Annotated in this window: 5 protein-coding genes; 3 read left to right on the forward strand and 2 right to left on the reverse strand. The window is 72.2% G+C overall.

Annotation, left to right across the window (positions count from 1 at the left end):
• Positions 1-32 precede the first annotated feature (32 nt).
• Positions 33-236 (reverse strand): MbtH family protein, encoded by a 204-nt coding sequence (locus ACFWP5_RS34670; RefSeq protein WP_384165816.1) that lies wholly within the window; start codon positions 234-236, stop codon positions 33-35.
• Between the two features lie 81 nt (positions 237-317).
• The gene (locus ACFWP5_RS34675) at positions 318-22511 is read right to left on the reverse strand and encodes a non-ribosomal peptide synthase/polyketide synthase (RefSeq protein WP_384165819.1); all 22194 of its coding nucleotides are present in this window, start codon (positions 22509-22511) and stop codon (positions 318-320) included.
• 227 nt (positions 22512-22738) lie between these two features.
• On the opposite strand from ACFWP5_RS34675, the gene ACFWP5_RS34680 reads away from it, so the two are divergent.
• From ACFWP5_RS34680 to ACFWP5_RS34690, 3 genes are read left to right on the forward strand one after another with little or no spacing between them, the layout of a single operon-like run.
• Positions 22739-23764: a FecCD family ABC transporter permease gene (locus tag ACFWP5_RS34680; protein ID WP_384165823.1), complete on the forward strand. Its 1026-nt coding sequence runs from the start codon at positions 22739-22741 to the stop codon at positions 23762-23764.
• On the forward strand, positions 23761-24849 hold the full coding sequence (locus ACFWP5_RS34685) for a FecCD family ABC transporter permease (RefSeq protein ID WP_384165826.1): 1089 nt from the start codon (positions 23761-23763) through the stop codon (positions 24847-24849). Before ACFWP5_RS34680 ends, ACFWP5_RS34685 begins: the two co-directional genes overlap by 4 nt.
• Positions 24850-24853: 4 nt before the next feature.
• Positions 24854-25753 carry an ABC transporter ATP-binding protein gene (locus ACFWP5_RS34690; RefSeq protein ID WP_384165828.1) on the forward strand — a complete coding sequence of 300 codons (900 nt, stop codon included), beginning with the start codon at positions 24854-24856 and terminating at the stop codon, positions 25751-25753.
• The last annotated feature ends 32 nt before the right edge of the window (positions 25754-25785 follow it).

Genomic DNA, 25785 nt, shown 5'->3' on the forward strand with positions numbered 1-25785 from the left:
GAGGAAATCGGACCCGCCCCCCTTTCGTGTGCTCAGACCCCGTCGACCAGACTCTTCGGCCTCATGTCCGTCCAGTTGGTCTCGATGTGGTCGAGGCACTCCTGCCGTGCGGCCGGTCCGTACGCGACCGTCCAGCCCGCCGGTACGTCCACGAAGTCGGGCCAAAGGCTGTGCTGGCCCTCGTCGTTGACGAGGACGGAGTAGACGCCGTCGGGGTTCTCGAACGGGTTGCTCATGTCGGGGGTTCCTTGCCTCTCTGATGCGGACTCGTGGGTACGTGCGGTTCGGTGCTCGGTCAGGGCTTGTTCAGGGCTTGTTCAGGGCTTGTCGAGTACGGCCGCCCGTCGTACGACCGCTTCCAGCACCCGGAACCAGGTGCGGGCCAGGTCCTGTACCTGTTCCTCGGTGAGGAGTTCGGCGGCGTACGCCCAGTGGGCGCTCAACTCCGGGCCGTCCAGGCGGTCTTCGGTGATGGCGTTGAGGGTCAGGGCATGGGACATCGGCTGTCCGGGGTCGGCCTCGAGGTCGGCGGCGTCGTCCTCGGGGGCGTAGGACCAGTCGGCGGCCTCCGGGCGGTCGAAGCGGCCCATGTAGTTGAACTCGATCTGCGGCTCGCCGAGTTGGGCGAGACGTGCGCCCGTCTCGGGGTTGAGATGGCGCAGCAGGCCGTGTCCGATGCCGGCGGTGGGCAGTGCGGTGAGGTGCTCGCGGATCCGGGCCAGGACCGTGTCCAGCGCGGGCCCGCCCGTGAAGGCGTCCGCCAAGTCGGCCTCGCCCGGGTCGAGTCGTACGGGTACGACGCTGGTGAACCAGCCGACCGTACGGGACAGGTCGGCGTCGCCCGCGAGTTGCTCCTCACGGCCGTGGCCCTCCACATCCACCAGCACCGGCCCGCCCGGCTGTTCGGCACCCAGGGTCCGGGTGCGCCAGTCACCGACTGCCAGTGCGAACGCGGTGAGCAGCACGTCGTTGACGGAGGCTCCGAACGCGGCCGGAGATCGGCTCAGCAGCGGGCCGGTGAGGTCGGCGGGCAGGGTCAGGGAGAGGTAGCGGGTGGTGGCGACCGTGTCCCGGGCCGGGTCGAGCGGTCGGGCCAGCGGGAGTTCGGCGCCCTCGGCGAGAGCGGAGGTCCACCACGGCAGCTCGTCCTCGGTGGCCGGGTCGGTGGCGCGGGTTGCGAGAAGCCGGGACCAGCGGGCGAACGAGAGCTCCACAGGGGCGAGTTCGGGCGTACGACCGCCCCTGGCCGCCGCCCAGGCGGTGGCCAGGTCGGGCAGCAGGACGCGCCAGGAGACGCCGTCGATCACCAGGTGGTGGACGAGGATCAGCAGTCGGCCGGGCTGTCCGGGTCCGGCGTCGAACCAGACCGCCCGCACCATCGCCCCGGCGTCCGGGTCGAGCCCGGCCCGGGCCGTCTCGGCGTGGCGGGAGATGGCCGCGCGCAGTTCGTCGTCGTCCGCGCCGCGCACGTCGGCGCGGGTCAGCCAGGTGCTGACGTCGGTGTCCCGTGCCGCCGGCACCCGCAGCAACCACTCTGGCTCGCGGACGAGTTGGGCCCGCAGCATGTCGTGCCGCTCGGCGAGTGCCGTGAGCACGGTCAGCAGGCCGGGTTCGGTCAGGTCGGCCGGGGTCTGCACCAGGGCCGCCTGGTGGTAGGCGGCGATGGGGCCGCCGCGCTCCAGCAGTCCGCGCATGATCGGGGTGAGCGGGACGGTGCCGGTGCCGTCGTCGTGGACGGCGTGCCGTTCGTCAGCGTCGAGTGGGACGGCAACTGCCGCGAGGGCGGCGGCAGTTCGGTGCTGGAAGACCTGCCGGGGTGTGACCCGCAGCCCACCGGCGCGTGCCCGGGCGACCAGTTGCATGGCGACGATGCTGTCGCCGCCGAAGGTGAAGAAGTCGTCGTCCGTGCCGACCGCCTCGGCGGGCACCCCGAGGGCGTCCGCGAACAGGTCGCGCAGGGTGCGCTCGGTGTCGCTCGTAGGGGCCCGGCCGCCGCCCCGCGTGGTGAAGTCCGGGGCGGGCAGGGCGGATCGGTCGAGTTTGCCGTTGGACAGCAGCGGCAGCCGGTCGAGGACGACCACGGCGGCCGGGACCATGTAGTCGGGCAGCGCGGAGGCGGCGTGAGCACGCAGTTCGGTGCCGTCCGCCTCGTCGGCGACCACGTAGGCGATCAACTGCCGTATGCCGGGCCGGTGTTCGCGGGCCACGACGACGGTCTGCGCGACGGCCGGGTGGGTGCCCAACGCGGCCTCGATCTCGGCGAGTTCGATGCGGTAGCCGCGGATCTTGACCTGGTCGTCGGCGCGGCCGGCGAACTCCAGTTGGCCGTCCTCGGTCCAGCGGGCCAGGTCGCCGGTGCGGTACATGCGCTCGCCGCGTGCCCCGTACGGGTCGGCGACGAAGCGTTCGGCGGTGAGTTCGGGCCGGCCGAGGTAACCGCGGGCCAGGCCCGGTCCCGACAGGTACAACTCGCCGGTGACGCCGGGCGGTACCGGGCGCAGGGCGGTGTCGAGGACGTAGGCCCGGGACTCGTGGACGGGGCGTCCGACGACCGGGGTGGCGCTGTCGCGGACTCGGCCGACGAGTGCGTCGACGGTGGCCTCGGTGGGGCCGTAGAGGTTGAACGCCTCGGTGTCCGACAGGGCGGCCAGTCGCGTCCACAGCGACTCGGGCACGGCCTCGCCGCCGAAGCCGACCACGGAGAGCGGGCAGTCGCCCTCGGCGCCGATCAGGCCGCTGTCCGCCATCTGCGCGAGCAGCGACGGGGTGACCTCGATGAAGTCGATGCCCCGGTCACGGATGAACGCGGCGAGGAGTTCGGGGTCGCGGCGGGTCTCGTCGTCGGCGATGTGCAGCGCGTGCCCGTCCAGCAGCCACAACTGCGGCTGCCAGGAGGCGTCGAAGGAGAACGACCAGGCGTGCCCGACGCGCAGGCGGCGGAGTCCGGTGCGCCGCCTGGCGACCTCGTGCAGGTCGTGCCGGTGGCTGTGGAAGAGGTTGGCGATGCCTCGCTGGGTGACGACGACGCCCTTGGGGCGGCCGGTGGAACCCGAGGTGTAGATGACGTAGGCGGGGTGGTCGGGGTCGGGGGCGACGGGTTCGGCCTCCGGCAGTCCGTCGGTCGGGGCGTCAAGTCGCAGGACGGGGACGGTGGTTGGTGGCAGCGCGGCGGCCGTCTCCGCCGTGGCCAGGATCAGCACGGGGCGGGCGTCGTCGAGCATGCCGGTCAGGCGGGACCCGGGGAGGTCGGGGTCGAGGGGCAGATAGGCGGCGCCCGCCTTCATCACCGCGAGGATCGCGGCGATGTGGTCGGCGGTGCGGGGCAGCGCGAGGACCACGATCCGCTCGGGTCCGGCGCCGTGTCCGGCGAGAACGCGGGCCAACTGGTCGGTGCGCGCGTCGAGTTCGGCGAACGTCCACGTCGTACGGCCGTCGGTGACGGCGACCGCCCCGGGGTCGGCGGCGGCCTGGGCGACGAACAACGCCGGTACGGTGCCGAGCCGTTCGGTCTCCGGCGCGGGCAACGCGGTGTCGTTCCAGGTCTCCAGGACCGTGTGCCGCTCGGCGGGGCCTAGCAGGTCTAGACGGCCGACGGGACGGTCGGGCTCGGCCGCCATGCCGGTCAGGAGGGCGGTCAGGGCGTCCGTGATCCGTCGTACGACGGCCGGTTGGAAGAGGTCGGGCCTGAACTCGGCGGTGAGCCGCAGCCGTTCGGCGGGCTCGACCGCCCACGCGAACGGGTAGTGGGTGGAGTCCTCGTGATCGCGGACCGAGACACTCGGCCCGTCGCCGCCCTCTTCGTCGTCGGCGACCGGGTACGACTCGAACACCACGAGTGTGTCGAAGAGTTCGCCGAGTCCGGCGGCCCGTTGGATGTCGGCGAGACCGAGGTGCTGGTGGGCGATGAGCCGGGACTGCTCGTCCTGGAGCCGCTCCAGCAGCGCGGCCGTACTCTCCTCCGGGCGGACGCGCACCCGCACCGGGACGGTGTTGATGAAGAGGCCGATCATCGACTCGGCACCGGCCAGTTCGGGCGAACGCCCGGCGACGGTCGCGCCGAACACCACGTCGTCGCGGCCGGTGAGCCGACCGAGCAGCACGCCCCAGGCAGCCTGCACAAGGGTGTTGACGGTGACGCCCTGATGCCGCGCGAACGCCTCCAGCTCCGCCGTGCGGTCCGGGTCCAACTCCACGGTGTGGGTGCGCGGTACGACGGCCGCCCGGTCGGGGTCGACGGGCGCGAGCCGGGTCGGCTCCGCCAGCCCGCCGAGAGCCTCGGCCCACGCGGCGGTGGAATCGGCCGGATCCTGGGCGGCCAGCAGCCGCAGGTGCTCGCGGTACGGAGCGGGCGCGGCCGGCGTACGGCCCTCGTAGCGCGCCCACAGCTCGGCGGTGAGCAGGGGCAGCGACCAGCCGTCCAGGAGGAGGTGCTGGTGCGAGAGCACGAGCCGGTGCCGGTCCGGACCGAGCCGGGCCAGCAACAGCCTTAGCAGCGGCGGCCGTTCGGGGTCGAAGCGGCGCCGCTCCTGAACGAGCAGACGGTCCCACTCGTCGGGGTCGTCGGCCAGGTCGAGCTGCCGCCACGGCAGTACGGCCGTGCGCGGTACGACGGCCACGGGCCGCCCGGAGGAGAGGTGCCGGAAGCCACTGCGCAGGTTCTCGTGCGCGTCGAGCACGGACTGCGCCGCGGTGTGCAACCGGTCGGCGTCCAGGGGGCCTTCGAGGTCGTAGGAGACCTGGACGGTGTACACGTCCGGTCCGTCGTCGCCGGAGTCGAGGGCGGCGTGGAAGAGCAGGCCGGCCTGGAGCGGGGAGACGGGCAGGACCTCGGTTCCGGCGGGCAGGGCGGCCAGTTCGGCGCGCTCGTCGTCGGTGAGGTCGAGCAGGATGACGTCGTCGTCGCGCCCTGCGGTGACCGTGGTGGCGGTCACGGTGGCGAGCCCCGCGGCCGACTTGTGGCGGAACACGTCGCGCGGGCTGAAGGTGAGCCCGGCGGCGCGGGCGCGGGCGACCAGTTGCATGGCGACGATGCTGTCGCCACCGAGGGAGAAGAAGTCGTCCTCGACACCGACGCGTTCGAGACCGAGCACGTCCGCGACGAGGGCGCAAAGGGTCTCCTCCAGCGGTGTACGCGGGCGGGTGTCGGTCACCTCGGCGGCGAAATCGGGGGCGGGCAGGGCGCGGCGGTCGAGTTTGCCGTTGGGGGTGAGCGGGAGGGCGTCGAGGGTGACGACGGCCGACGGGACCATGTGATCGGGCAGCGACTGAGCGGTGTGGGCGCGGAGTTCGGCGGAGTCAGCCGTCTCCCCTGTCGGTACGACGTACGCGACGAGGCGCTCGTCCCGCAGGACGACGGTGGCGTGCGCGACGCCGGCGTGTGCGGCCAACACGCTCTCGATCTCGCCGAGTTCGATACGGAACCCGCGCAGCTTGACCTGGTCGTCGGCGCGGCCGAGGTACTCCAGTTCGCCGTCCCGGGTCCAGCGGGCCAGGTCGCCGGTGCGGTACATGCGGGCGCCGGGCTCGGTGGCGTACGGGTCGGCGACAAAGCGTTCGGCGGTCAGGGCGGACCGGCCCAGGTAGCCGCGCGCCAACTGGACGCCCGCCAGATACAGTTCGCCGGCCACGCCGGGCGGTACGGGGCGGAGTCCGGCGTCGAGGACATAGGTGCGGGTGTTCCACACCGGGCGGCCGATCGGCACGGTTGCCGGGTCGGCGGGGACCTCGTGGGCGGTGACGTCGACGGACGCCTCCGTGGGGCCGTAGAGGTTGTGCAGGCGGCTGCCCGGAAGGACCTGGTGGAAACGGACGGCCAGTGGGGCGGGCAACGCCTCGCCGCTGCACATGACTTGGAGCAGGTCGGTGCAGCGGGCGGCGGCGGGCTCGTCGAGGAAGGCGCGCAGCATCGACGGGACGAAGTGGGCCGTGGTGATGTGCTGGCGCTCGATCAGTTCAGCGAGATAGACGGGGTCTTGGTGGCCTTCCGGGCGGGCTACGACGAGCGTGGCGCCGGTGATCAGCGGCCAGAAGAACTCCCACACCGACACGTCGAACCCGGCCGGGGTCTTCTGCAGCACCCGGTCGTCGGCGTCGAGGCGGTAGGTGTCCTGCATCCACAACAGGCGGTTGGTGATGCCCTGGTGGGGGACGGTGACGCCCTTGGGGCGACCGGTCGAGCCCGAGGTGTAGATGACATAGGCGGGGTGGCGGGGGTCGTGAGCGGTGGGCAGGGGTGCGTACGCCGGGTGGTCGGGGGTGCCGTCCGCGTCCACCGTGAGGGTGGGTACGTCGGTGTCCGGGAGGGTGACGCCCTCGACGGTGATCAGGCAGACCGGGCGGGCGTCGGCGAGCGTGTAGGCGAGTCGTTCGGTCGGGTAGCCGGTGTCGAGGGGCAGGTAGGCGGCGCCCGCGCGGTGGACGGCGAGGAGGGACACCACGAGGGCGAGAGAGCGGGGCAGGGCGACGGCGACAATCGCCTCGGCCTGCGCTCCCTGCGCGGCGAGCGTGTGGGCCAACCGCTCGACGCGCAGGTCGAGTTCGGCGTAGGTGAGGAAGGTGTCCTCGAAGACCACTGCCGTTGCCTCGGGGGTGCGGGCGGCCTGGGCGCGGAAGAGTTCGGGGAGGGTGAGGTCGGGAACGGTCCGGGTGGTGTTGTTCCAGTCGGTGAGGACGAGGGCGCGTTCGTCGTCGCGCAGGACGTCGAGCGTGCCGATGCGCCGGTCGGGGTCGGTGGCGACCTGGGCGAGCAGCAACTCCAGGCGTTGGGCGAGGAGTTCTGCGGTCGACTCGTCGAAGAGGTCGGCGCTGTACTCGATCCAGCACCGCATGCCGTTCTCGCCCTGCTCGACGAAGTCGAAGCTGAGGTCGAACTTGGCGCCCTGCTGGCCGAGTTCCTCGCGGCGGGCGGTGAGGCCGGGCAGGGCGGGGGTGGCGCCCTCGTCGTCTAGGTGGACGACCATCACCTGGAACAGCGGATGCCGGGCCAGTGAGCGGGCCGGGTTGACCGCCTCCACCAGCCGCTCGAAGGGCAGGTCCTGGTGCTCGTAGGCGGCGAGGTCCGTGTCCCGGACGCGGGCGAGCAGGTCGGCGAACGTGGGGTCGCCGGACAGATCGGTGCGCAGGACAAGGGTGTTGACGAAGAAACCGACCAGGTCTTCGAGGTGCTCGTCGCCCCGTCCGGAGATGGGTGCGCCGAGCGGGATGTCGTCCCCGGCACCGAGCCGGTGCAGCAGCGCGGCGACGGCGGCCTGGGTGACCATGAACATACTGACGCCGTTACGGCGGGCCAACGCGCGCAGTTCCTGGGTCCGTTGAGCATCGAGAGTCAGACCGACCGCGCCACCCCGGTGACTGCTCTCCAACGGGCGGGGGCGGTCGGTGGGCAGGGCGAGTTCGTCCGGCAGGCCCGACAAGGTCTCCTGCCAGTAGGCGAGTTGGCGGGACTGACGGCTGCCCGGGGCATCGGCGTCGCCGAGCGCCTCGCGGTGCCAGAGGGCGTAGTCGGCGTACTGCACGGGCAGCGGCGCCCACGCGGGCGCCTGTCCCTCGCGGCGGGCCTCGTAGGCGGTGGCGAGGTCGCGCCACAGTGGGCCGTCGGACCACTGGTCGCCGGCGATGTGGTGCAGCACGAGCAGCAGGACGTGTTCGTCCTCGTCCACCTCGAACACGTGGGCGCGCAAGGGGAGTTCACGGTCGATCTCGAAGCCTCGCGCGGCGGCCTCGGCGAGACGGTTGGGCAGTTCGGTCTGTGCGACGCGGCTGTGGTGGAGGGGCACGGAGACCTGGTCCAGAACGACCTGGCGGGGGCGGCCGTCCTGCTCGGGGAAGACCGTGCGCAGGCTCTCATGCCGTACAGCGACGTCGTCCAGGGCGGCGGCCAGCGCGTCGCGGTCGAGCGTGCCGGTCAGGCGCCAGGCGGCCGGGATGTTGTACGTGGCTCCCGGGCCCTCGATGCGGTGCAGGAGCCACAGGCGCTGTTGGGCGTGGGAGAGCGGGAGTTCGTCGGGTCGCTCGGCGGGGACGAGGGCGGGGAGCCCGCCGGCCCGGTCGTCGAGGCGGGCCGCGAGGAGGGCGGGGGTGGACGCCTCGAAGACGGTACGGACGGTGAGGTCGGCGCCGAGCACCGTGCGGACCCGGCTGACCAGGCGCATGGCGAGCAGGGAGTGTCCGCCGAGGGCGAAGAAGTCCTCGTCGACGCCGACGCGTTCGAGGCCGAGCACGTCACCGAAGAGTCCGACGAGGATCTCCTCGCGGGGGCTGCGGGGCGGGATGCCCGCGTCCGTGCCTGGGGTGGTCGTGAAGTCGGGGGCGGGCAGGGCGGCGCGGTCGAGCTTGCCGTTGAGGGTGAGGGGCAGCGCGTCGAGGGTGACGAAGACGGCGGGGACCATGTGGGCGGGGAGGGCGGCAGCCGTGTGGGCGCGCAGCGCCGTTACGTCGACTGGTCCGGCGGCGGCTGTGCGGGGGCGGGGCGCGGCCAGGTCCACCGATTCGACAACCGTACCGGCGCGAATAGCCGTCGCGTCCACCGGCCCGTCGGCCGTGTGGGCATGGACTACCGTCCCGTCCTGCGGTCCGGCCGCCGTGCGAGCGCGTGAAGCGGACTCGTCCAGCGGGCTGGCGACCGCACCGGCGCGAGTTGCCTCTACGCCCACCGGTCCGCCGTCCCCAACCGGGACCACGTACGCCACCAGACGCTGTTCCCGGACCACGACGACGGCATGCGCGACGGAGGGATGTGCGGTCAACGCGCCCTCGATCTCGCCGGGTTCGACGCGGAAGCCGCGTACCTTCACCTGGTCGTCGGTGCGGCCGAGGTACTCGATCGTGCCGTCGGCGTTCCAGCGGGCCAGGTCGCCGGTGCGGTACATGCGGGTGCCCGGTGCGCCGTACGGGTCGGCGACGAACCGCTCCGCCGTAAGCGCGGCCCGGTCGAGGTAACCGCGCGCAAGTTGGACGCCCGCGAGGTACAGCTCGCCCGGAACGCCTGGCGGGACCGGGCGCAGACCGGCGTCGAGGACGTAGGTGCGGGTGTTCCACACCGGGCGGCCGATCGGGACGCTCGTCGCGTCCGGCCCGATCACCACGGCCGTCACGTCGACCGAGGCCTCGGTCGGGCCGTAGAGGTTGTGGAGTTCGGTGGTGGTCAGGACGTCGTGGAAGCGGTGGGTGAGGGCGACGGGCAGGGCCTCGCCACTGCACATCACGCGTCGCAGGCCGGTGCAGTCGGCCGCGGTCGGTTCCTCCAGGAAGAGTTGGAGCATGGAGGGCACGAAGTGGACGGTGGTGACGTCCTGTTCGCGGATCAGGCGAGCCAAGTAGGCCGGGTCGCGGTGGCCTTCGGGGCGGGCGACGACCAGCGTGGCACCGGTGATCAGCGGCCAGAAGAACTCCCACACCGACACGTCGAAGCTGGACGGCGTCTTCTGCAACACCCGGTCGGCGGCCGTCAGGCCGTACGCGTCCTGCATCCACAGCAGCCGGTTGACGATGCCCTCGTGCGGGACGACGACGCCCTTGGGGCGGCCGGTGGAACCGGAGGTGTAGATCACGTACGCGGGGCTCGACGGGTCGTAGGACGTGGGGAGTTGGCCCTCGGGGCCGGTCGGCAGGGTGTCTCGGATGACGTAGACCGGACTGGCGTCCTCGACCATGAGGGCGAGGCGTTCCTCCGGGTAGTCGGGGTCGAGCGGGAGGTAGGCGGCTCCGGCTCGGTGGACGGCGAGGAGGGCGACGACGAGTTCGAGTGAGCGCGGAAGGGCCACGGCCACGGTCTCCTCGGGGCCGGCGCCGAGCGCGGCCAACACCCCTGCCGTTCGTTCCACTTGGGCGTCCAGCGCCGCGTACGTCAGCCGCTGCCCCTCGAAGACGAGAGCCGTGGCATCGGGGGTCCGGGCCGCCTGGGCGCGGAACAGTTCCGGCAGGGTGGCGGCCGGGACGACGTGCCCGGTGGCGTTCCACTCCCCCAGGACCAGCGCGCGTTCGGCGTCGGCCAGGAGGTCGAAGTCCCTTACCGGGCGGTCGGGTTCGGCCGCCGCGTGGTCCAGGAGGCGGGCCATGCGGATGGCGATCCGTTCGGCGGTGGACTCGTCGAAGAGGTCGGTCGCGTACTCCAGGAGCAGGACCACCCGGTCACTGCCCGTCTCGTCGACGAAGGTGAAGTGCAGGTCGAACTTCGCCATGCCGGTGTCCATGTCGAACCACTCGGTCGCGAGGCCGAGCACGTCCGGGTCGCCGTCGGGGCGGTGGTGGTAGCCGAGCATGACCTGGAAAAGCGGGTTGCGGCCGGCCACGCGGGGCGGGTTGAGGGCCTCGACGACCCGATCGAAGGGCAGGTCCTGGTACTCGAAGGCGGCGAGGGACGACTCCCGCACGCGGCCCAGGAGTTCGCGGAACGTCAGCTCGTCGCCGGACACATCGGTCCGGAGCACCAGCGTGTTGACGAAGAAGCCCACCAGCTCGGCGAGCGCCTCGTCGGTGCGGCCCGCGATGGGGGCGCCGAGCGGGATGTCCTCGCCCGCACCGAGCCGGTTCAGCATCGCGGCGGTGGCCGCCTGGAACAGCATGAACATGCTGGTGCCGGTGGCGCCGGAGAGGTCGCGCAGGGCGTGGCCGGTGGCGGTGGGCAGTTCCAGGCGGACCTTACCGCCATGACCGGTCGGTTCGGCGGGACGCGGGCGGTCGGTGGGGAGCGCGAGTTCGTCGGGCAGTCCCCGCAAGGCCTCGGCCCAGTGGGCGAGTTGGGCCTCGCCGGTGCGGGCGAGCAGGTCGTCCTGCCAGAGGGTGTAGTCGGCGTACTGCACCGGCAACGGCGCCCACTCGGGCGATCGCCCCTCCCGGCGGGCCGCGTAAGCGGTGTCGAGGTCGGCGAGGAAGGGGCGATCGGACCACTCGTCGGTGGCGATGTGGTGCAGGACCACGGCCACCACATGCTCGTCCGTGCCGAGCCTGAACACCTCGCAGCGCAACGGGAGTTCCGTGGTCAGGTCGAAGGGGCGGCGCTGGGCGGACTCGATCAGCGCGGGCAGTTCGTGCTCGGTGCAGTCGACGATCGTGGAGACGGGATGGGCGTCGGCGGCCGGGACGATCCGCTGGTACGGCTCCCCCTCGTGGCTCGGGAACACCGTCCGCAGTGCCTCGTGGCGTCCGGCGACATCCCGCAGAACGGCAGACAGCGCATCGGTGTCGAGGTCGCCGCGCAGCCGGAACACCAGCGGGAAGTTGTAGGCGACTCCGCTGCCGGCGATCTCCTCGACGAGCAACAGCCGTCGCTGGGCGGCCGACAGCGGGATACGGTCCGGCCGGTCGGCGACCGGGGTCACCGCCGGGCGGCCCGGGCTCGCCTGGTCGGCGCGGCCCGCGAGCAGCGCCGGGGTCGGGGCCTCGAAGAGGTCGCGGATGGCGAGTTCGGCGCCGAGTTCGGTGCGGGCGCGGCTGACCAGGCGAGTGGCGAGGAGTGAATGGCCGCCCAGGTCGAAGAAGTTGTCCTCGGCGCCGACCTCGGGCAGGCCCAACACTTCGGCGAACAGGCGGCAGAGCACCTCTTCCCGCGGGGTGCGCGGGCCGCGTCCGCCGCCGAGGGCGACGGCGGGTTCGGCGTCGGGCAGGGCGCGGACGTCGAGCTTGCCGTTGGCGTTCATGGGCAGGCCGTCGACGGTGACGAAGGCCGACGGGACCATGTAGTCGGGCAGTTCGCGACCCAGGTCCTCACGCAGCCGCCGCACCAACGCGGTCGCCTCACGGGCGGCGGTGGGGTCGTTGGCGTAGGGGTGCGTACCACCGCCGGGGCGGAACAGGCCGCCGGTCAGGCCCACTTCAGGGGACTTCAGGAATACGGCGTCGTACGTGCCCTCCTGCGCCGACCAGGTCGTCAGCACCCGGTATCCGGCCGCCGTGCCGAGTTCGTGCAGGTGCTCGGGGTCGACGCCCGTCTCGCTCGTACGGCCGTCGGGGATGCCGGTGAAGCGGAGCGCCTCGGGCCGTTCTCCGCGCGGGCGTTCGGCGGTGGCGCCCGTTGCCGACCAACCACCACGCAGGAGTTCGCCGATCGCCTCGGCCGACGACCAGTCTCCGCGCAGGAGTTCACCGATGGTGTTGCCGGTGGCCCAGTCGACGGACGGGGCGTTGTCCAGGCATACGTCCGGCTCGTCGGCGTAGAGGACGACGTCGTAGCGGTGCCGGGACAGCTCGTTGTAGTGGTGGGCGCGCTTGGTGCGCAGGTCGACGCCGTAGCCGAGGGTGGTGAAGTAGTCGGGGTCTACGAGGAGTTCCTTCTCCAGGCGCAGGCCGCGTTCCACGGCCCGCTCCAGGTCCGCCTCGGCGGTGCCCCGGGCGCGCTGGATCTCGGTGTGGAAGGTGCCGGCGAGGCGCAGGTTGCGGACGTCGCCGACGAACAGGGCGCCGCCGGGCGCGAGCAGCTCCATCGCGCCGTGCAGGACGGCGGTCAGGTGGTCGATGCTCGGGAAGTACTGGATGACGGAGTTGATGACGATCGTGTCGAAGTAGGCGAACGGCAGGCCGCTCAGGTCCTCGGCCGGGCGGCAGCGCAGTTCGACCCTTGAGGCGAGCGCGGGGTCGCGCCGCACCTCCTCGCCGATCTTGCGGATGACGGGGGCGGCGAAGTCGGTGGCCCAGTACGCCTCGCTGTCCGGGGCGAGGCGGGACAGCAACAGGCCGGATCCGACGCCGATTTCGAGGATGCGGCGGGGCTTGAGGGCGCCGATGCGGGCGAGGGTGGCCTCGCGCCACTCGTGCATCTCCTCGAAGGGAATGGGCTGTCCGTCGTAGGAGCTGTCCCAGCCGTCGTACTGCTCGGTGAAGACGGCGGTGCCGATCTCCTCGTACTCGTCGGAGTAGATCTCCTGCCACTCCCCCACCTGCGCGGCCTCGGCGGCGGTGCGCTCCGTCGAATCGGCGCCGGAGGGGACGACGTAGCCGACGAGGCGTTCGTCGCGGACGACCACGGCGGCCTGGGCGACGAGCGGGTGGCGGCTGAGGGCGGTCTCGATCTCGCCGGGTTCGATGCGGTAGCCGCGGATCTTGACCTGGTCGTCGGTGCGGCCGAGGAAGTCGAGGTTGCCGTCCGGGTTACGTCGCACCAGGTCGCCGGTGCGGTACATGCGCTCGCCGGGTTCGCCGAACGGGTCGGCGACGAAGCGTTCGGAAGTCAGCGCGGGTCGGTCCAAGTAGCCCCGGGCCAGGCCAATTCCGGCGATGTACAGCTCGCCGGGGACACCGTCGGGCACCGGGCGCAGCCAGGCGTCGAGGATGTGGGCGCGGGTGCCGCGGATGGGGCGACCGACGGTCGGGGTGTCGCTGTCGAGGGTGCCGCCGCCGAGGGTGTTGATGGTGTACTCGGTCGGCCCGTACAGGTTGTAGCCGTACGTCCCCTCGGTGTCGCGCAGCGCCGTCCACACCGTCTCGGGGACGGCCTCACCGCCGAGCAGCACCAGCGGCGGGACGTGGCCCTCCAACAGGCCCTCCTCGATGAGGAGTCGGGCGTAGGTGGGGGTGACGTTGACGACGTCGACGCGGTGCCGTTCGCAGTAGGCGACCAGCGCCTCGGCGTCGCGCCTCAACTCCTCGTCGCAGACGTGCACTTCGTGGCCCTCGACCAGCCACAGCAGCTCCTCCCACGACATGTCGAAGGCGAAGGAAACGGTGTGCGCGATGCGGAGTCGGCGTCCGCCGGCCGAGGCGATGGCGGGCTCGAAGATCTCCTTCTGGTGGTTCAACTGCATGTTCGTCAGGCCCCGGTAGGGGGTGACGACACCCTTGGGGCGGCCGGTGGAGCCGGAGGTGTAGATGACGTAGGCGGGGTGTTCGAGACTGAAGCGGAGACGGACGGGGGCGTCCGACCGACCCGCCAACTCCCCCTTGATCTCGGGGTCGTCAAGCAGGACGCGGTTCATCTCGCCGTCCAGCGTGACGGATACGGCCGTGGTGCTGAGCAGGAGAAGCGGGCGGGCGTCGGCCAGCATCAGGGAGAGGCGGTCGGCCGGGTGGTCCAACTCCAGTGGCAGGTAGGCCGCTCCGGTGCGCAGGACCGCGAAGAGCGCGACCACCATGTCGAGGGAGCGCGGCAGTGCGAGGGCGACGACCTTCTCGGGGCCCGCGCCCCGGTCGATCAGCAGCCGGGCCATCCGGTTGACGGCGGCGTCGAGTTCGGCGTAGGTCAGGGTTCGCTCGCCGAAGACGAGGGCCCGTTCGTCCGGGGTGCGTTCCGCCTGCGCGGCCAGCAGGTCGGCGATGGTGTCCTCGGGGTCGGGGACACGACTGGCCGCCGACTCCCGCCGTAGCGCCGCATGCTCGGCCGGCAGGAGCGGGTCGAGGGAGCCGACCGGTGCCGTGAGGTCGGCGGTGAGGCAGTCGACGAGCAGCGCGAAGCGGTCGAGGAGGGCCTGCGCCTTCTCGGTCGGGACGAGGTCGGGGCGGTGGGTGAGGGTGACGGCGATCTCGCGGCCCGGAGTGATGACGAGGTTGGCCGGGTAGTGGGTGGCGTCGACGTTGGCGACGGCCGTGGCACCGTGCCGGGTCTTCAGGCCCGCCAACCGCTCCTCGGTGTCGCTGTTCCGCAGCACGAACAGCGTGTCGAAGAGCTTGCGGTGGCCGGTCTCGGCCTGGAGAACACCGAGGCTCAAGTGCTCGTACGGCATGAGGTCGAGGCGTTCGCCCTGGATGCGGCGGAGCAGGTCGAGGACCGGTTCGGCGGGGTCGAGCGCGATGCGGGTCGGGACGGTGTTGAGGAACAGGCCGATGATGTCCCCGACGTCCGGGACCTCGCTCGGCCGGCCGGCGACGGTCGTACCGAACACGACGTCGGCGCGGCCGGTCGCGGAGGCGAGGGTGAGTCCCCAGGCCGCGTTGAGGAGGGTGTTGAGGGTCAGGCCATGAGCCGGGGCCAACTCGCGGAGCCGGTCGCCGAGTTCGGCGGACAGGCGCACGTCGAGCTGGTCGGGGATGACCGGTTCGAGGCCGTCGGTGGCGGTGGGCGCGAGCAGCGTCGGCTCGTCGAGACCGGCGAGCGCGGTGCGCCAGGCGGCTGTGGCGACCGAGTCGTCCTGCTCCTCCAGCCAGGTCAGGTAGTCGCGGTAACTGCCGGGCTCGGGCAGGGCGTTCGCGTCTCCGCCCGTCTCGTAGAGCGCGAACAGTTCATCGAGGAACAGCCATGCCGACCAGCCGTCCCAGAGGATCAGGTGGCGGCCGATGACGAGCCGGTCGCCGCGTTCCGCGCCGAGGCGGAGCAGGAGCAGGCGGAAGAGCGGCGGCGCGGACAGGTCGAAGCGGCGGTTGCGTTCGGCGTCCGTCAACTCCCTTAGGAGTACGTCCTGTTCGGCGGCGGGGAGGAGGGAGAGGTCAACCTCTTCGAGGGGGATCTCCGGGTCCTCGACGATGAACTGCACCGGCTGGTCGAGGCCGTCGCTGGTGAAGCCCGCACGCAGGCCGGGGTTGCGGTCGAGGAGGGTGCGGACGGCGGCGCGCAGCCGGGTGGTGTCGAGGCGGGTGGCGAAGTCGAAGGTTTCGTGGACGGTGTAGACGTCCAACGCGCCCTCGTCGTACGCCGAGTGGAAGAACAGGCCCTCCTGGAGGGGGGCCAGCGGCCATACGTCGGCGACCTCCGCCGGGGCGGCGACGGCGCGGACGCGGGCGTGTTCGGCGGGGGTGAGGGTGAACTCCTCAACGGGGGTGACAAGGTTGACCGTTGTGGTGGTGGCTGCCGCCGCGAGGGCGGCCGGCGTGCGGTGGGTGAACACGTCGCGCGGGCTCAGGTCCAGGCCGGCCGCGCGGGCCCGGCTGGCGACACCGATGGAGCTGATGCTGTCGCCGCCGAGACGGAAGAAGTCGTCGTCCGGTCCCGCGTCCTCGATGCCGAGGACGGCCGCGAAGATCTCGGTGAGCTGCCGCTCCAACGACCCTGCGGGCACACGGCGTTCGGCGCGTTCGGCGTCGGGGGCGGGCAGCGCGGCCTGGTCCAGCTTGCCGCTGGGAGTGAGCGGGAGGTCGGCGAGGACGACGTACGCCTCCGGGACCAGGGGCGCGGGCAGCGCGTCCGCGAGGGCGGCACGTAGGTCGGCCGGGTCCACGGTGGCTCCGGCGACCGGGACGGCGTAGGCGACAAGGCGCTGGTCGCGGATGACGACCGCGCCCCGGGCCACCGCCGGGAGGCGGGTCAACTCGGCCTCGATCTCTCCGAGTTCGACCCGGTTGCCGCGCAGTTTGACCTGCCGGTCGGTGCGGCCGAGGTAGTCGATCGTGCCGTCGGGGCGGCGGCGTACCTGGTCGCCGGTGCGGTACATGCGGGCGCCGGGCTCGGTGGCGTAGGGGTCGGCGACGAAGCGGTCGGCGGTGAGCGCGGGGCGCCGGTGGTAGCCGCGGGCCAGCTGGACGCCGGTCAGGTACAGCTCGCCGGGCACGCCGTCCGGCACCGGACGCAGGCAGGAGTCGAGAACGCGCAGGCCGGTGTTCCACACGGATCGGCCGATGGGCACGGTGGTGTCGGGCGCGCCGTCGTAGGCGTGGTACGTCACGTCGACGGCGGCCTCGGTGGGGCCGTAGAGGTTGTGCAGCGGGACGCCGGTCAACTCGTTCCAGCGGTGGGCGGCGGCCCCGGACAGGGCCTCGCCGCTGCTGAACACGCGGCGCAGGCCGCCCGCCCATGCGGGGTCGGCGGTGACCTCGTCGGAGGCGAGGAACGCGTCCAGCATCGACGGCACGAAGTGCATCGTCGTGACGCCCTCGGCCCGGATCAGGCGGGCGAGATAGGCGGGGTCGCGGTGTCCGTCGGGGGCGGCGAGGACTACGGCGGCGCCCTCGCACAGCGCCCAGAAGAACTCCCACACGCTCACGTCGAAGCTGGACGGCGTCTTCTGCAACACCCGGTCGTCGGCGGTGAGTTCGTACTCGCCCTGCATCCAGGCCAGTCGGTTGCCGATGGCGCGGTGGGTGACGACGACGCCCTTGGGGCGGCCGGTGGAGCCGGAGGTGTAGATGAGGTAGGCGGGGTCGTCGGGGCGGGCCACCTCTGGATCCGGGGTCGGGAGCCGGTCCGGCAGGGCGTCGCGGCCCACACTGTCCACGCCCGTCCCCGTGTCGACCGCGAGAACGTCCAGGCCCTCGACCAACGGCAGCCGGTCCGCGTCCCGTTCCGTCGTGACGACCGTCGTCGTCCCCGAGTCGGCCAGCATGTACGCGAGCCGGTCGGGCGGGTAGTCCAGGTCGAGGGGCAGATACGCGGCCCCCGACTTCAGGACACCCAGCAGCGCCACCATCAACTCCGCCGAGCGGGGTACGGCGACGGCGACGAACCGCTCCCGTCCCGCACCCTTGGCCCGCAGCCGTACGGCCAACTCCTCGGCGCGGGCGTCGAGTTCGGCGTAGGTGAGGGTCGTACGGTCCAAGTTCGTCGTGCCGTCGAAGACGACGGCCGTGGCGTTCGGAGTACGCGCGGCCTGCGCGGCGAACGCGGCGGCGAGCGTGGTGGCCGGAACCTGCCGGGTCTCCCCCGCCGGGTGGGCGTCGGCCAACTCGTCCGGCGTCAGCAGGTCGAGGTCCGCGACGCGCGCGCCGGGGTCGTCGGCCAGCGCGTGCAGGATGAGGGTGAGCCGGTCGGCGAGGGACTGCACGGCGTCGGCGTCGAGGCGTCGGGCGTGGTGCTTGAGGCGCAGGTCGAGACGGCGGCCGGGCTTGACGATGAGGGCCAGGGGATAGTGCACGGCGTCGTGGAAGGCGTGCCCGGCAACGGCGATCGTGCCGGTGGGGTCGGTGATGCCCGGGGCGCCCTCGCCGCCGGGGTAGTTCTCGAACACCACGAGGGTGTCGAAGAGTTCACCGTAGCCCGCGTGTCCGGTGGCGCGCTGGATGTCGGCGAGGCCGAGGTGCTGGTGGTCGAGAAGCGCGCTCTGCTCGTCCTGGAGCCGGTCGAGCAGCCCGCCCAGGGTGTCGCCCGGCGCCCAACGCAGCCGGGTGGGCAGGGTGTTGATGAACAGGCCGATCATCGACTCGATGCCGTCGACGGCGGCGTCACGTCCGGCCACGGTGGTGCCGAACAGCACGTCCTCGCGTCCCGTCATACGCCCGACGAGCAGGCCCCAGGCGCCCTGCACGAGGGTGCCGAGGGTGACTCCGCGTTCACGGGCGCGGGCGGCGAGCCGAGAGGTGGCCCGCTCGGTCAACTCGACGCGGATCTGGGCGGGTTCGAGCGGTCCGGCGGGCGCGGGGGCTTCGACGAGCCGGGTGGGCTCCTCGACCCCCGCGAGGGCGATGCTCCAAGCGGCTCGGGCGGCCTCGCGGTCGGCGCCGCCGATGCGGCGGAGGTAGCCGCGGTAGGGGGCGACTTCGGGGAGGGGGGTCGGGTTCTCGCCGTAGAGGGCGAGGAGTTCGCGGTGCAGGACGGGCAAGGACCAGCCGTCCGCGAGGATGTGATGGAACGTCAGGACCAGGTGGCTGCGGTCCTCGCCGAAGCGGATGAGCGCGCAGCGGATCAGCGGCGGGCGGGCGAGGTCGAAGCGGTGCGCGCGTTCGTCGGCGGCGACGGCCTCGGCGAGGGCGCGCCGGACCGTGGCGTCGTCCTGTGCGGCCAAGTCCACTTCGCGCCAGGGCAGTTCGAGGCCGGACGCGATGAGCTGGACCGGGAGGCCGTCGGGCGTCTGGCGGAAGCAGGCGCGCAGCGGGGCGTGCCGGTCGATGAGCCGCTGTGCGGCCTCGCGCAACAGGGTGCCGTCGACCGGTCCGGACAGCTCGATGACCTGCTGCACGACATACGCGTCGAGTTCGGCGCCGTCCACCAGCGCGTGGAAGAAGAAGCCCTCCTGGAGCGGGCCGAGGGGCAGCACCTCTTCGACGGTGACAGGGAACTCTCCCTGAACAGCGGCGAGTTCGTCATCGCCCAGCGTCTGCCACGGAGTGTCTTCCGCGAGGTCTGCCGTACCGGTGCGGGCGACCGTGGCCAGTTCGGCGACCGTACGGTGCCGGAAGACGTCGCGCGGGGTGAGTTCCAGCCCCGACCGGCGGGCCAGGATGAGGAGTTGGACGGCGACGATGCTGTCGCCGCCGAGCGCGAAGAAGTCGTCGTCGACGCCGACCGAGGGCACCTTGAGCGCCCGGGCGTACAGGTCGCACAGCAGTCGCTCGCGGGCAGTCTCGGGCGCCCGGCTCGCGCTCAGCAGGCGGGTGAGGTCCGGGACGGGCAGCGCGGCGGCGTCGAGCTTACCGCTGGGGGTTACGGGAAGCCGGTCCAGCGGGACGAACGCGGCCGGGACCATGTAGTCGGGCAGGTACTCGGTGGCGTGCGTCCGCAGCGTCGACATCAGGGCGTTGACGTTGCGGAAGGGGGCGGGGCGGTTGGTGAGCGGGTGTCCACCGCCGGGGCGGTAGCGGACGAGCGCCTGCCCGTCGTCCCCCTCTGGAGCCAGCACGGCGTCCAGACTGCCGTCCTCCGCACCCCCGTTCCAGGTCAGCGCCGCCTCGTAGCCGTGCCGCGCGGCGATCTCGTACAGCGCCTCCGGATCCACACCGTACGACCCGGCGGCCGGCCTGCTGCTGTCGTCGAGGGTGTCGAGCGCGGCGAGGTCGTCGGCCAGGCGGGAGTTGGGAATACCGGTGATCCGCAACCGGTCCGGGCTCCGGCTCCCGGCGAGCAGCTCGTCCAGCGCCTGGACCGAACCCAGCGTGGGCCAGGGGGACTCAGCCATCTCCTCGGTGGCATCCGTCTGCGGGCGAAGCACAACGTCGTAGCGATAGCGGGTCAGTTCGTTGTGATGCGTGCCGCGCTTGACTCGGATGTCGGCGCTGAGGCCGTCGAGGCTGGTGAAGTAGTCCGGGTCGACGAGGAGTTCGCCCTCCCAGGCGACCGCCCGGTCCACGGCTGCGCGCAGGGCTTCCTTGTCGCCGTCCGCCTCGTCCCGTACCCGCCCGCTCTCGACCGCCGCGCGCAGGGTGCGGAGCAGGCGCAGGTTGCGTACGTCGCCGACGAACACCGCGCCGCCGGGGGCGAGAAGAGCCGCCGCGTCCCGGAGTACGCCCGTGAGGTAGTCCCCACCGGGGAAGTACTGGATGACGGAGTTCACGACGATCGTGTCGAAGTGGCCTTGGGGCAGACCGGTGAGGTCGTGCGCGGGGCGGGACAACAGGGTGACGCGGTCGGCGAGTTCGGGGACCGCAGACACCTGTGCGCCCAGGGCGCGTACGGCTTCCTCGGAGAGGTCGGTGCCCCAGTACTCGTCGCAGTCCGGGGCGAGCCGGGACAGCAGCAGACCGCTGCCGACGCCGATCTCCAGAACGCGCCGGGGTCGTAGCGCGCGGATGCGGTCGAGGGTGGCCTCGCGCCACTCGCGCATGTCGGCGAGGGGTATGGGAAGGCCGTCGTACATGCTGTTCCAGCCGGCGAAGTTCTCCTCGAAGCCGTCCGATCCGGCGGCGGAGTAGAGGAGTTCGTGCAGGTCCTTCCATTCGGCCACCCCCTCGTCGGGACTCGGCTCGGCGTCAAGTGAAGGCACGACGTAGGCGGCGAGGCGGCGTTCGCCGGGGCGGTCCTCGCGGACGACGACGGCGGCCTGGTCGACGGACGGGTGCGAGCGCAGGACGGACTCGATCTCGCCGGGTTCGATGCGGAAGCCGCGGATCTTGACCTGGGTGTCGACGCGGCCGTGGAACTCCAGGCGGCCGTCCGCCTTCCACCGCACCAAGTCGCCGGTGCGGTACAGGCGTTCGCCGGGTGCGCCGAAGGGGTCGGCGACGAAGCGTTCGGCGGTGAGGGCGGGGCGGCCGAGGTAGCCGCGGGCCAGGCCGGCGCCGCCCAGGTAGAGCTCTCCCGTGACACCGGCGGGGACCGGGCGCAGTCGGTCGTCGAGGACGTAGGCGCGGGTGCCGGGGTCGGGGATGCCGATGGGCACGATGGTGCCGGTCGGGGTGTCCGGGTCGCACAGGCCCAGGGTGGAGTTGGTGGTGGCCTCGGTCGGGCCGTAGGCGTTGAACATCATCCGGCCACGCGCGTAGCGGCCGACCAGCTCGGGCGAGACGCGTTCCGTACCTGCCAGCAGGGTTGCCTCGGGCGGGAGTTGGACGTCCTCGGGCATAGCGGCGAGCAGCGCCGGCGGCAGGATCATGAAGGTGATGCCGTGCTCGTTGGCGTAGTCCGCAAGGGGTGCGCCGGGGACACGGCGGTCGGCGGGGACGACGACCAGGCGGCCGCCGGAGAGCAGGCCGAGGCACAGGTCCCAGAACGCGACGTCGAAGCTGGGCGAGGCGAACTGCAGGACCCGGCTGTTCGGGCCGATCCCGAATCGTTCCTGCTGGGTGGCGACGAGTTTCGCGACGCCGGCGTGGGAGAGGACGGTGCCCTTGGGGCGGCCGGTGGAGCCGGAGGTGTAGATCACGTAGGCCGCGTGCGCGATCGTCAACTCGTCGGCGGTGGACGGGCCTTGGGCCGGGTACGCGGCCAGCTCGGCGACCGTCTCCGGAGCGTCGAGGACGAGCGGGTCGAGGTCCGGCGGGAGGTCGGGGGCGATCGCGGCGGTGGTGACGAGGCAGACCGGGCGGGCGTCGGCGAGCATGTAGGCGATGCGGTCGGCCGGGTAGTCGGTGTCAACGGGCAGATAGGCGGCGCCCGACTTCAGGACGGCGACCTCGGCAACGATCATGTCGGCCGAGCGCGGCACGGCGAGCGCCACGACCTGCTCCGGACCGGCACCCCTGGCCACCAGGGCGTGCGCCAACTTGGCGGCGCGAGCGTCGAGTTCGGCGTAGGTGAGGCGGACGTCCTCGTGGATGAGCGCCACCTCGTGCGGGCGGGCGGCGACCTGGTCGGCGAACATGCGGGGCCAGGTGAGCGCGGGGACATCGTGCTCGGTGTCGTTCCAGCCGCGCAGGATGCGGTGCCGTTCGTCCGTGCCGAGGAGTTCGAGGTCGGCGACCGGGGTGTCCGGGCGGGCGACGGCGTCGGCGAGGAGCGTGCCGTAGTGGCCGAGGATCAGGTCGACCGCGGCGGGCGAGAAGAGGTCCGTGCGGTAGTCCGCCGACACCTCGCCCTCGGTCACCGTGAGCGCCAGGTCCAGTGGGCCGGTCTCGTCCCAGGGAGCGGGGCCGAAGCCCGTGGCGCACAACAGGCCGCCGCCGCGGAGGGGTTCGGGGGCGAGGAGCAGTAGCAGATCGGTGGTCGGGAGGTGGTGGGACGCGGCCTCCGCGCGAACTGCCGCTACCTGGTCGCGGAGTTCGGTGAACGGGGTGTCGCCGTCGATCGAGACGCGCAGCGGGAGTCCCTCGTGGGCCACTGCCGTCTCGGTGGCCGTGGTGCCGCCGTAGCGGTGCAACAGGGCGACGAAGGCGGCGAGTTGGGTGGCCGCGTCGGCCGTCACGGCGAGGGGGGCCGTGCGGCGCGCGCGGGACACCTCGCCCTCCCCGCGCTGTGGACGGGGGAAGTCCCGCGGCAGGGACGTCTCCGGTACCGGTGACGCGAACCGCCGTCGCCAGAAGTCGTTCGTCGCCGTTGCCCGTGCGGAAGAAAGCGTGTTGCCCGCCACAGCTGCCCGTGCCTCCCAATGCGTGCGTAACGGCTCAGCGGAGCCGCGACCGCTCGCATAGTAAGGTAAGCATTGCCTTACTTGATAGACCTCCCCCGGAACCACCGGCCCATGTCACAGCCACTGAGGTTATGCTCACCTAAGCTGCTGGCTGGGCTGTCCGGTGGTCCGCCAACAGGGCTCCAGAGCACGGAAGATGACCCGGAAGAGGACATGGAGACCGGCAAGTGGCTTCAGGCAGAAGGCTTCGCACCACGGTGCTGGTGACACTGATCGTCGCCCTCCTCGTCCTGCTGTCCCTGCTGTCGGTCGCCCTCGGCGCGCTCAGCGTCCCGCTCGACCAGGTCGTGCGCTCGGTCCTCGGCCATCCGCCCAGCCGCCTCGTCGACAACGTCATCTGGTCGGTGCGCGTGCCCCGCACCCTGCTCGGTCTGACGACCGGCGCCGCGCTCGGCCTGTCCGGCGCGCTGATGCAGGCCCTGACCCGCAACCCGCTCGCGGACCCGGGCATCCTCGGGGTGAGCGCCGGGGCGTCCTTCGCGATCGTCATGGCGGTCGGAGTGTTCGGGGTGGCCTCGCTGTACGGCTATGTGTGGTTCGCGTTCGGCGGGGCGCTCGTCGCGAGCGTCGTGGTCTTCTTCCTGGGGCGGCTGGGCCGATCCGGGGCCACACCGGTCAAGTTGGCGCTCGCCGGGGTCGCCATCACCTCGCTGCTCCAGTCGTTCACGAGCGCCATCGTCCTCACCGACCAGGACGCACTGGACCGCTACCGCTTCTGGTCGGCCGGCACCCTGGCCGACCAGGACTCCGGCGAGCTGGTGCGCATCCTGCCCTTCCTCGCCGTGGGCGCGGTACTGGCCCTGGCCTGCGCGCCCGCCCTCAACAGCATGGCCCTCGGCGACGACGTGGCCGCCTCCCTGGGGCGACGGCTCGGTCTGGTACGCCTCCAAGGGGTCACCGCGGTCGTGCTGTTGACCGGTGCGTCGGTTGCCGTCATCGGCCCTGTCGTCTTTCTGGGGCTGGTCGTCCCGCATATCGCGCGGGTCCTCGCGCAGTACGCCGGGATCGGCCCCGACTACCGGTGGCTGCTGCCGCTTTCGGCCGCGCTCGCGCCCCTCCTGCTGCTGTCCGCCGACATCCTGGGCCGGATGGTGGACCGCCCGACCGAGATCCAGGCCGGTGTCCTCGTCGCCTTCCTCGGCGGCCCGTTCTTCATCGTCCTGGTCCGCCGCCGGAAGCTCGCGGAGGTATGAGCGTGCCCGCCCAGTCTTCTACGGCGCCCCCCGCGCGCACCGCTCTCGGCAACCGGCCGTTCCGGCTGACCGTGCCTCCGGTGTCCGGCGTGCTGCGTCCGCGCCTGCTGCTCACGGGAGTTGGCGTCACGCTCGGCGCCTTCCTGTTGTTCTGCTGGGGTCTGACCATCGGCGACTATCCCGTGGCCTTCACCGACGTCATCAGGGCCCTGTGGGGTTCGGGCGACGCGGGCACGGTCATCGTCGTCCAGGATCTACGGCTGCCACGCGCCCTGGTCGGGCTGCTGGTCGGCGTCGCGTTCGGGGTCTCCGGGGCGGTGTTCCAGACGATGACCCGCAATCCGCTGGCCAGCCCTGACATGATCGGACTCACCGAGGGCGCCGGAACCGCCGTCGTGGCAGCGGTAGTTCTCGGCTGGACCGGCGGACTCGGGCTGTCCACCCTGGGGTTGCTCGGCGCACTCGCCACCGCGCTGCTCGTGTACGCGCTGGCATGGAAGGGCGGGGCCACCGGGTACCGCATCATCCTCGTCGGCATCGGGGTGTCCTGGATCTGCTCCAGCGCCACCAACTTCCTTGTGGCGCGCGGCAATCGGTTCGAGGCGGAGGCGGCCCTCGGCTGGCTGGTCGGCAACCTCAACGGCCGCACCTGGAGCCAGGTGGACTCCCTGGCCATCGCCCTGGCCGTACTGCTGCCGATCACCCTGGGCATGGGCCGCTGGATGCGCACGCTCATGCTCGGCGACGACGTGGCCGCCGGGCTCGGCACCCCCGTCCAATCCGTCCGGCTGGCCCTGCTGTTGGCCGGTGTGGGCCTGGTCGCCTTCGGCACGGCGGCGGCCGGTCCGGTGGCGTTCGTCGCGCTGGCCTGCCCGCAGATCGCCCAGCGGCTGGCGGGCACCTCGTCGCCGCCCCCGCTCGTCTCCGGTCTCACCGGCGCGCTCGTCGTCCTCGGCTCCGACCTCCTCGCCCGCGAGGCGATACCGGGGACGGAACTGCCGGTCGGGATCGTCACCGGCGCCCTCGGCGCGCCGGTCCTGCTGTGGCTGCTCATCCGCGTCAACCGCGCGGGCTCTGGAGGCTGATCGCATGTCGACCACTGACCCGCGCGAGTCCGCAACACCGGCCGGCGCCTCTCAATCACCCACCTCCGGACCCGAGTTGCGGGCGCGTGATCTTCATCTCGCCTACGACGGACGGCCCGTGGTCGAGAACCTGAACCTGACCGTGCCGACCGGCCGCATCACGGCCATCGTCGGCGCCAACGCCTGCGGAAAATCAACCCTGTTGCGGGCACTCGCCCGGCTGCTGACCCCGCGCCAGGGCGTGGTGGAGCTGGACGGCGTCGCGCTGCGTTCCGTGCCGACCCGCGAACTCGCCCGCAAACTGGGCATATTGCCGCAGACGCCGGTGGCACCTGAGGGGCTGACCGTCCTCGACCTGGTGGGCCGCGGCCGTTCCCCGCACCAGACCTGGTGGCGGCAGTGGTCGGCGGCCGACGAGGAGGCCGTGCACGCGGCCCTCGAGGCCACCAACCTGACCGATCTCGCCGAGCGCCCGGTCGACGAACTCTCCGGCGGCCAGCGGCAACGCGCGTGGATAGCCATGGCCGTCGCCCAGGGCACCCCGGTCCTGCTCCTCGACGAACCGACCACCTATCTCGACCTCGCCCACCAGATCGACGTACTCGACCTGATCACGGACCTCAACCGGCGCGAGGGCCGCACGATCGTGATGGTGCTGCACGACCTCAACCAGGCCTGCCGGTACGCCGATCACGTCATCGCCATGAAGGCCGGCCGCATCGTCGCCGAGGGCGCGCCCTCCGACGTGGTCACCGAGGCGACCGTCGAGGACGTCTTCGACCTGCGCTGCCGGATCACCCCCGACCCGATCAGCGGCACGCCGTTGGTGATCCCGCTGGGGCGGCACCACCACGACGGCGCCTCCCCGGCCGAGAGGCCCGAGGACGCCGTCACAACCCGGTGAGGGCCGCGCCAAGGACCAAATGCCGGCTGCCC

The sequence above is a fragment of the Streptomyces sp. NPDC058469 genome (assembly GCF_042721125.1).
GTDB lineage: Bacteria > Actinomycetota > Actinomycetes > Streptomycetales > Streptomycetaceae > Streptomyces.

Excerpts from the sequence above, each read along its gene's own strand:
- ACFWP5_RS34670 (WP_384165816.1), bottom strand. The coding sequence starts at position 236 with ATGAGCAACCCGTTCGAGAACCCCGACGGCGTCTACTCCGTCCTCGTC.
- ACFWP5_RS34685 (WP_384165826.1), top strand. The coding sequence starts at position 23,761 with ATGAGCGTGCCCGCCCAGTCTTCTACGGCGCCCCCCGCGCGCACCGCT.
- ACFWP5_RS34690 (WP_384165828.1), top strand. The coding sequence starts at position 24,854 with ATGTCGACCACTGACCCGCGCGAGTCCGCAACACCGGCCGGCGCCTCT.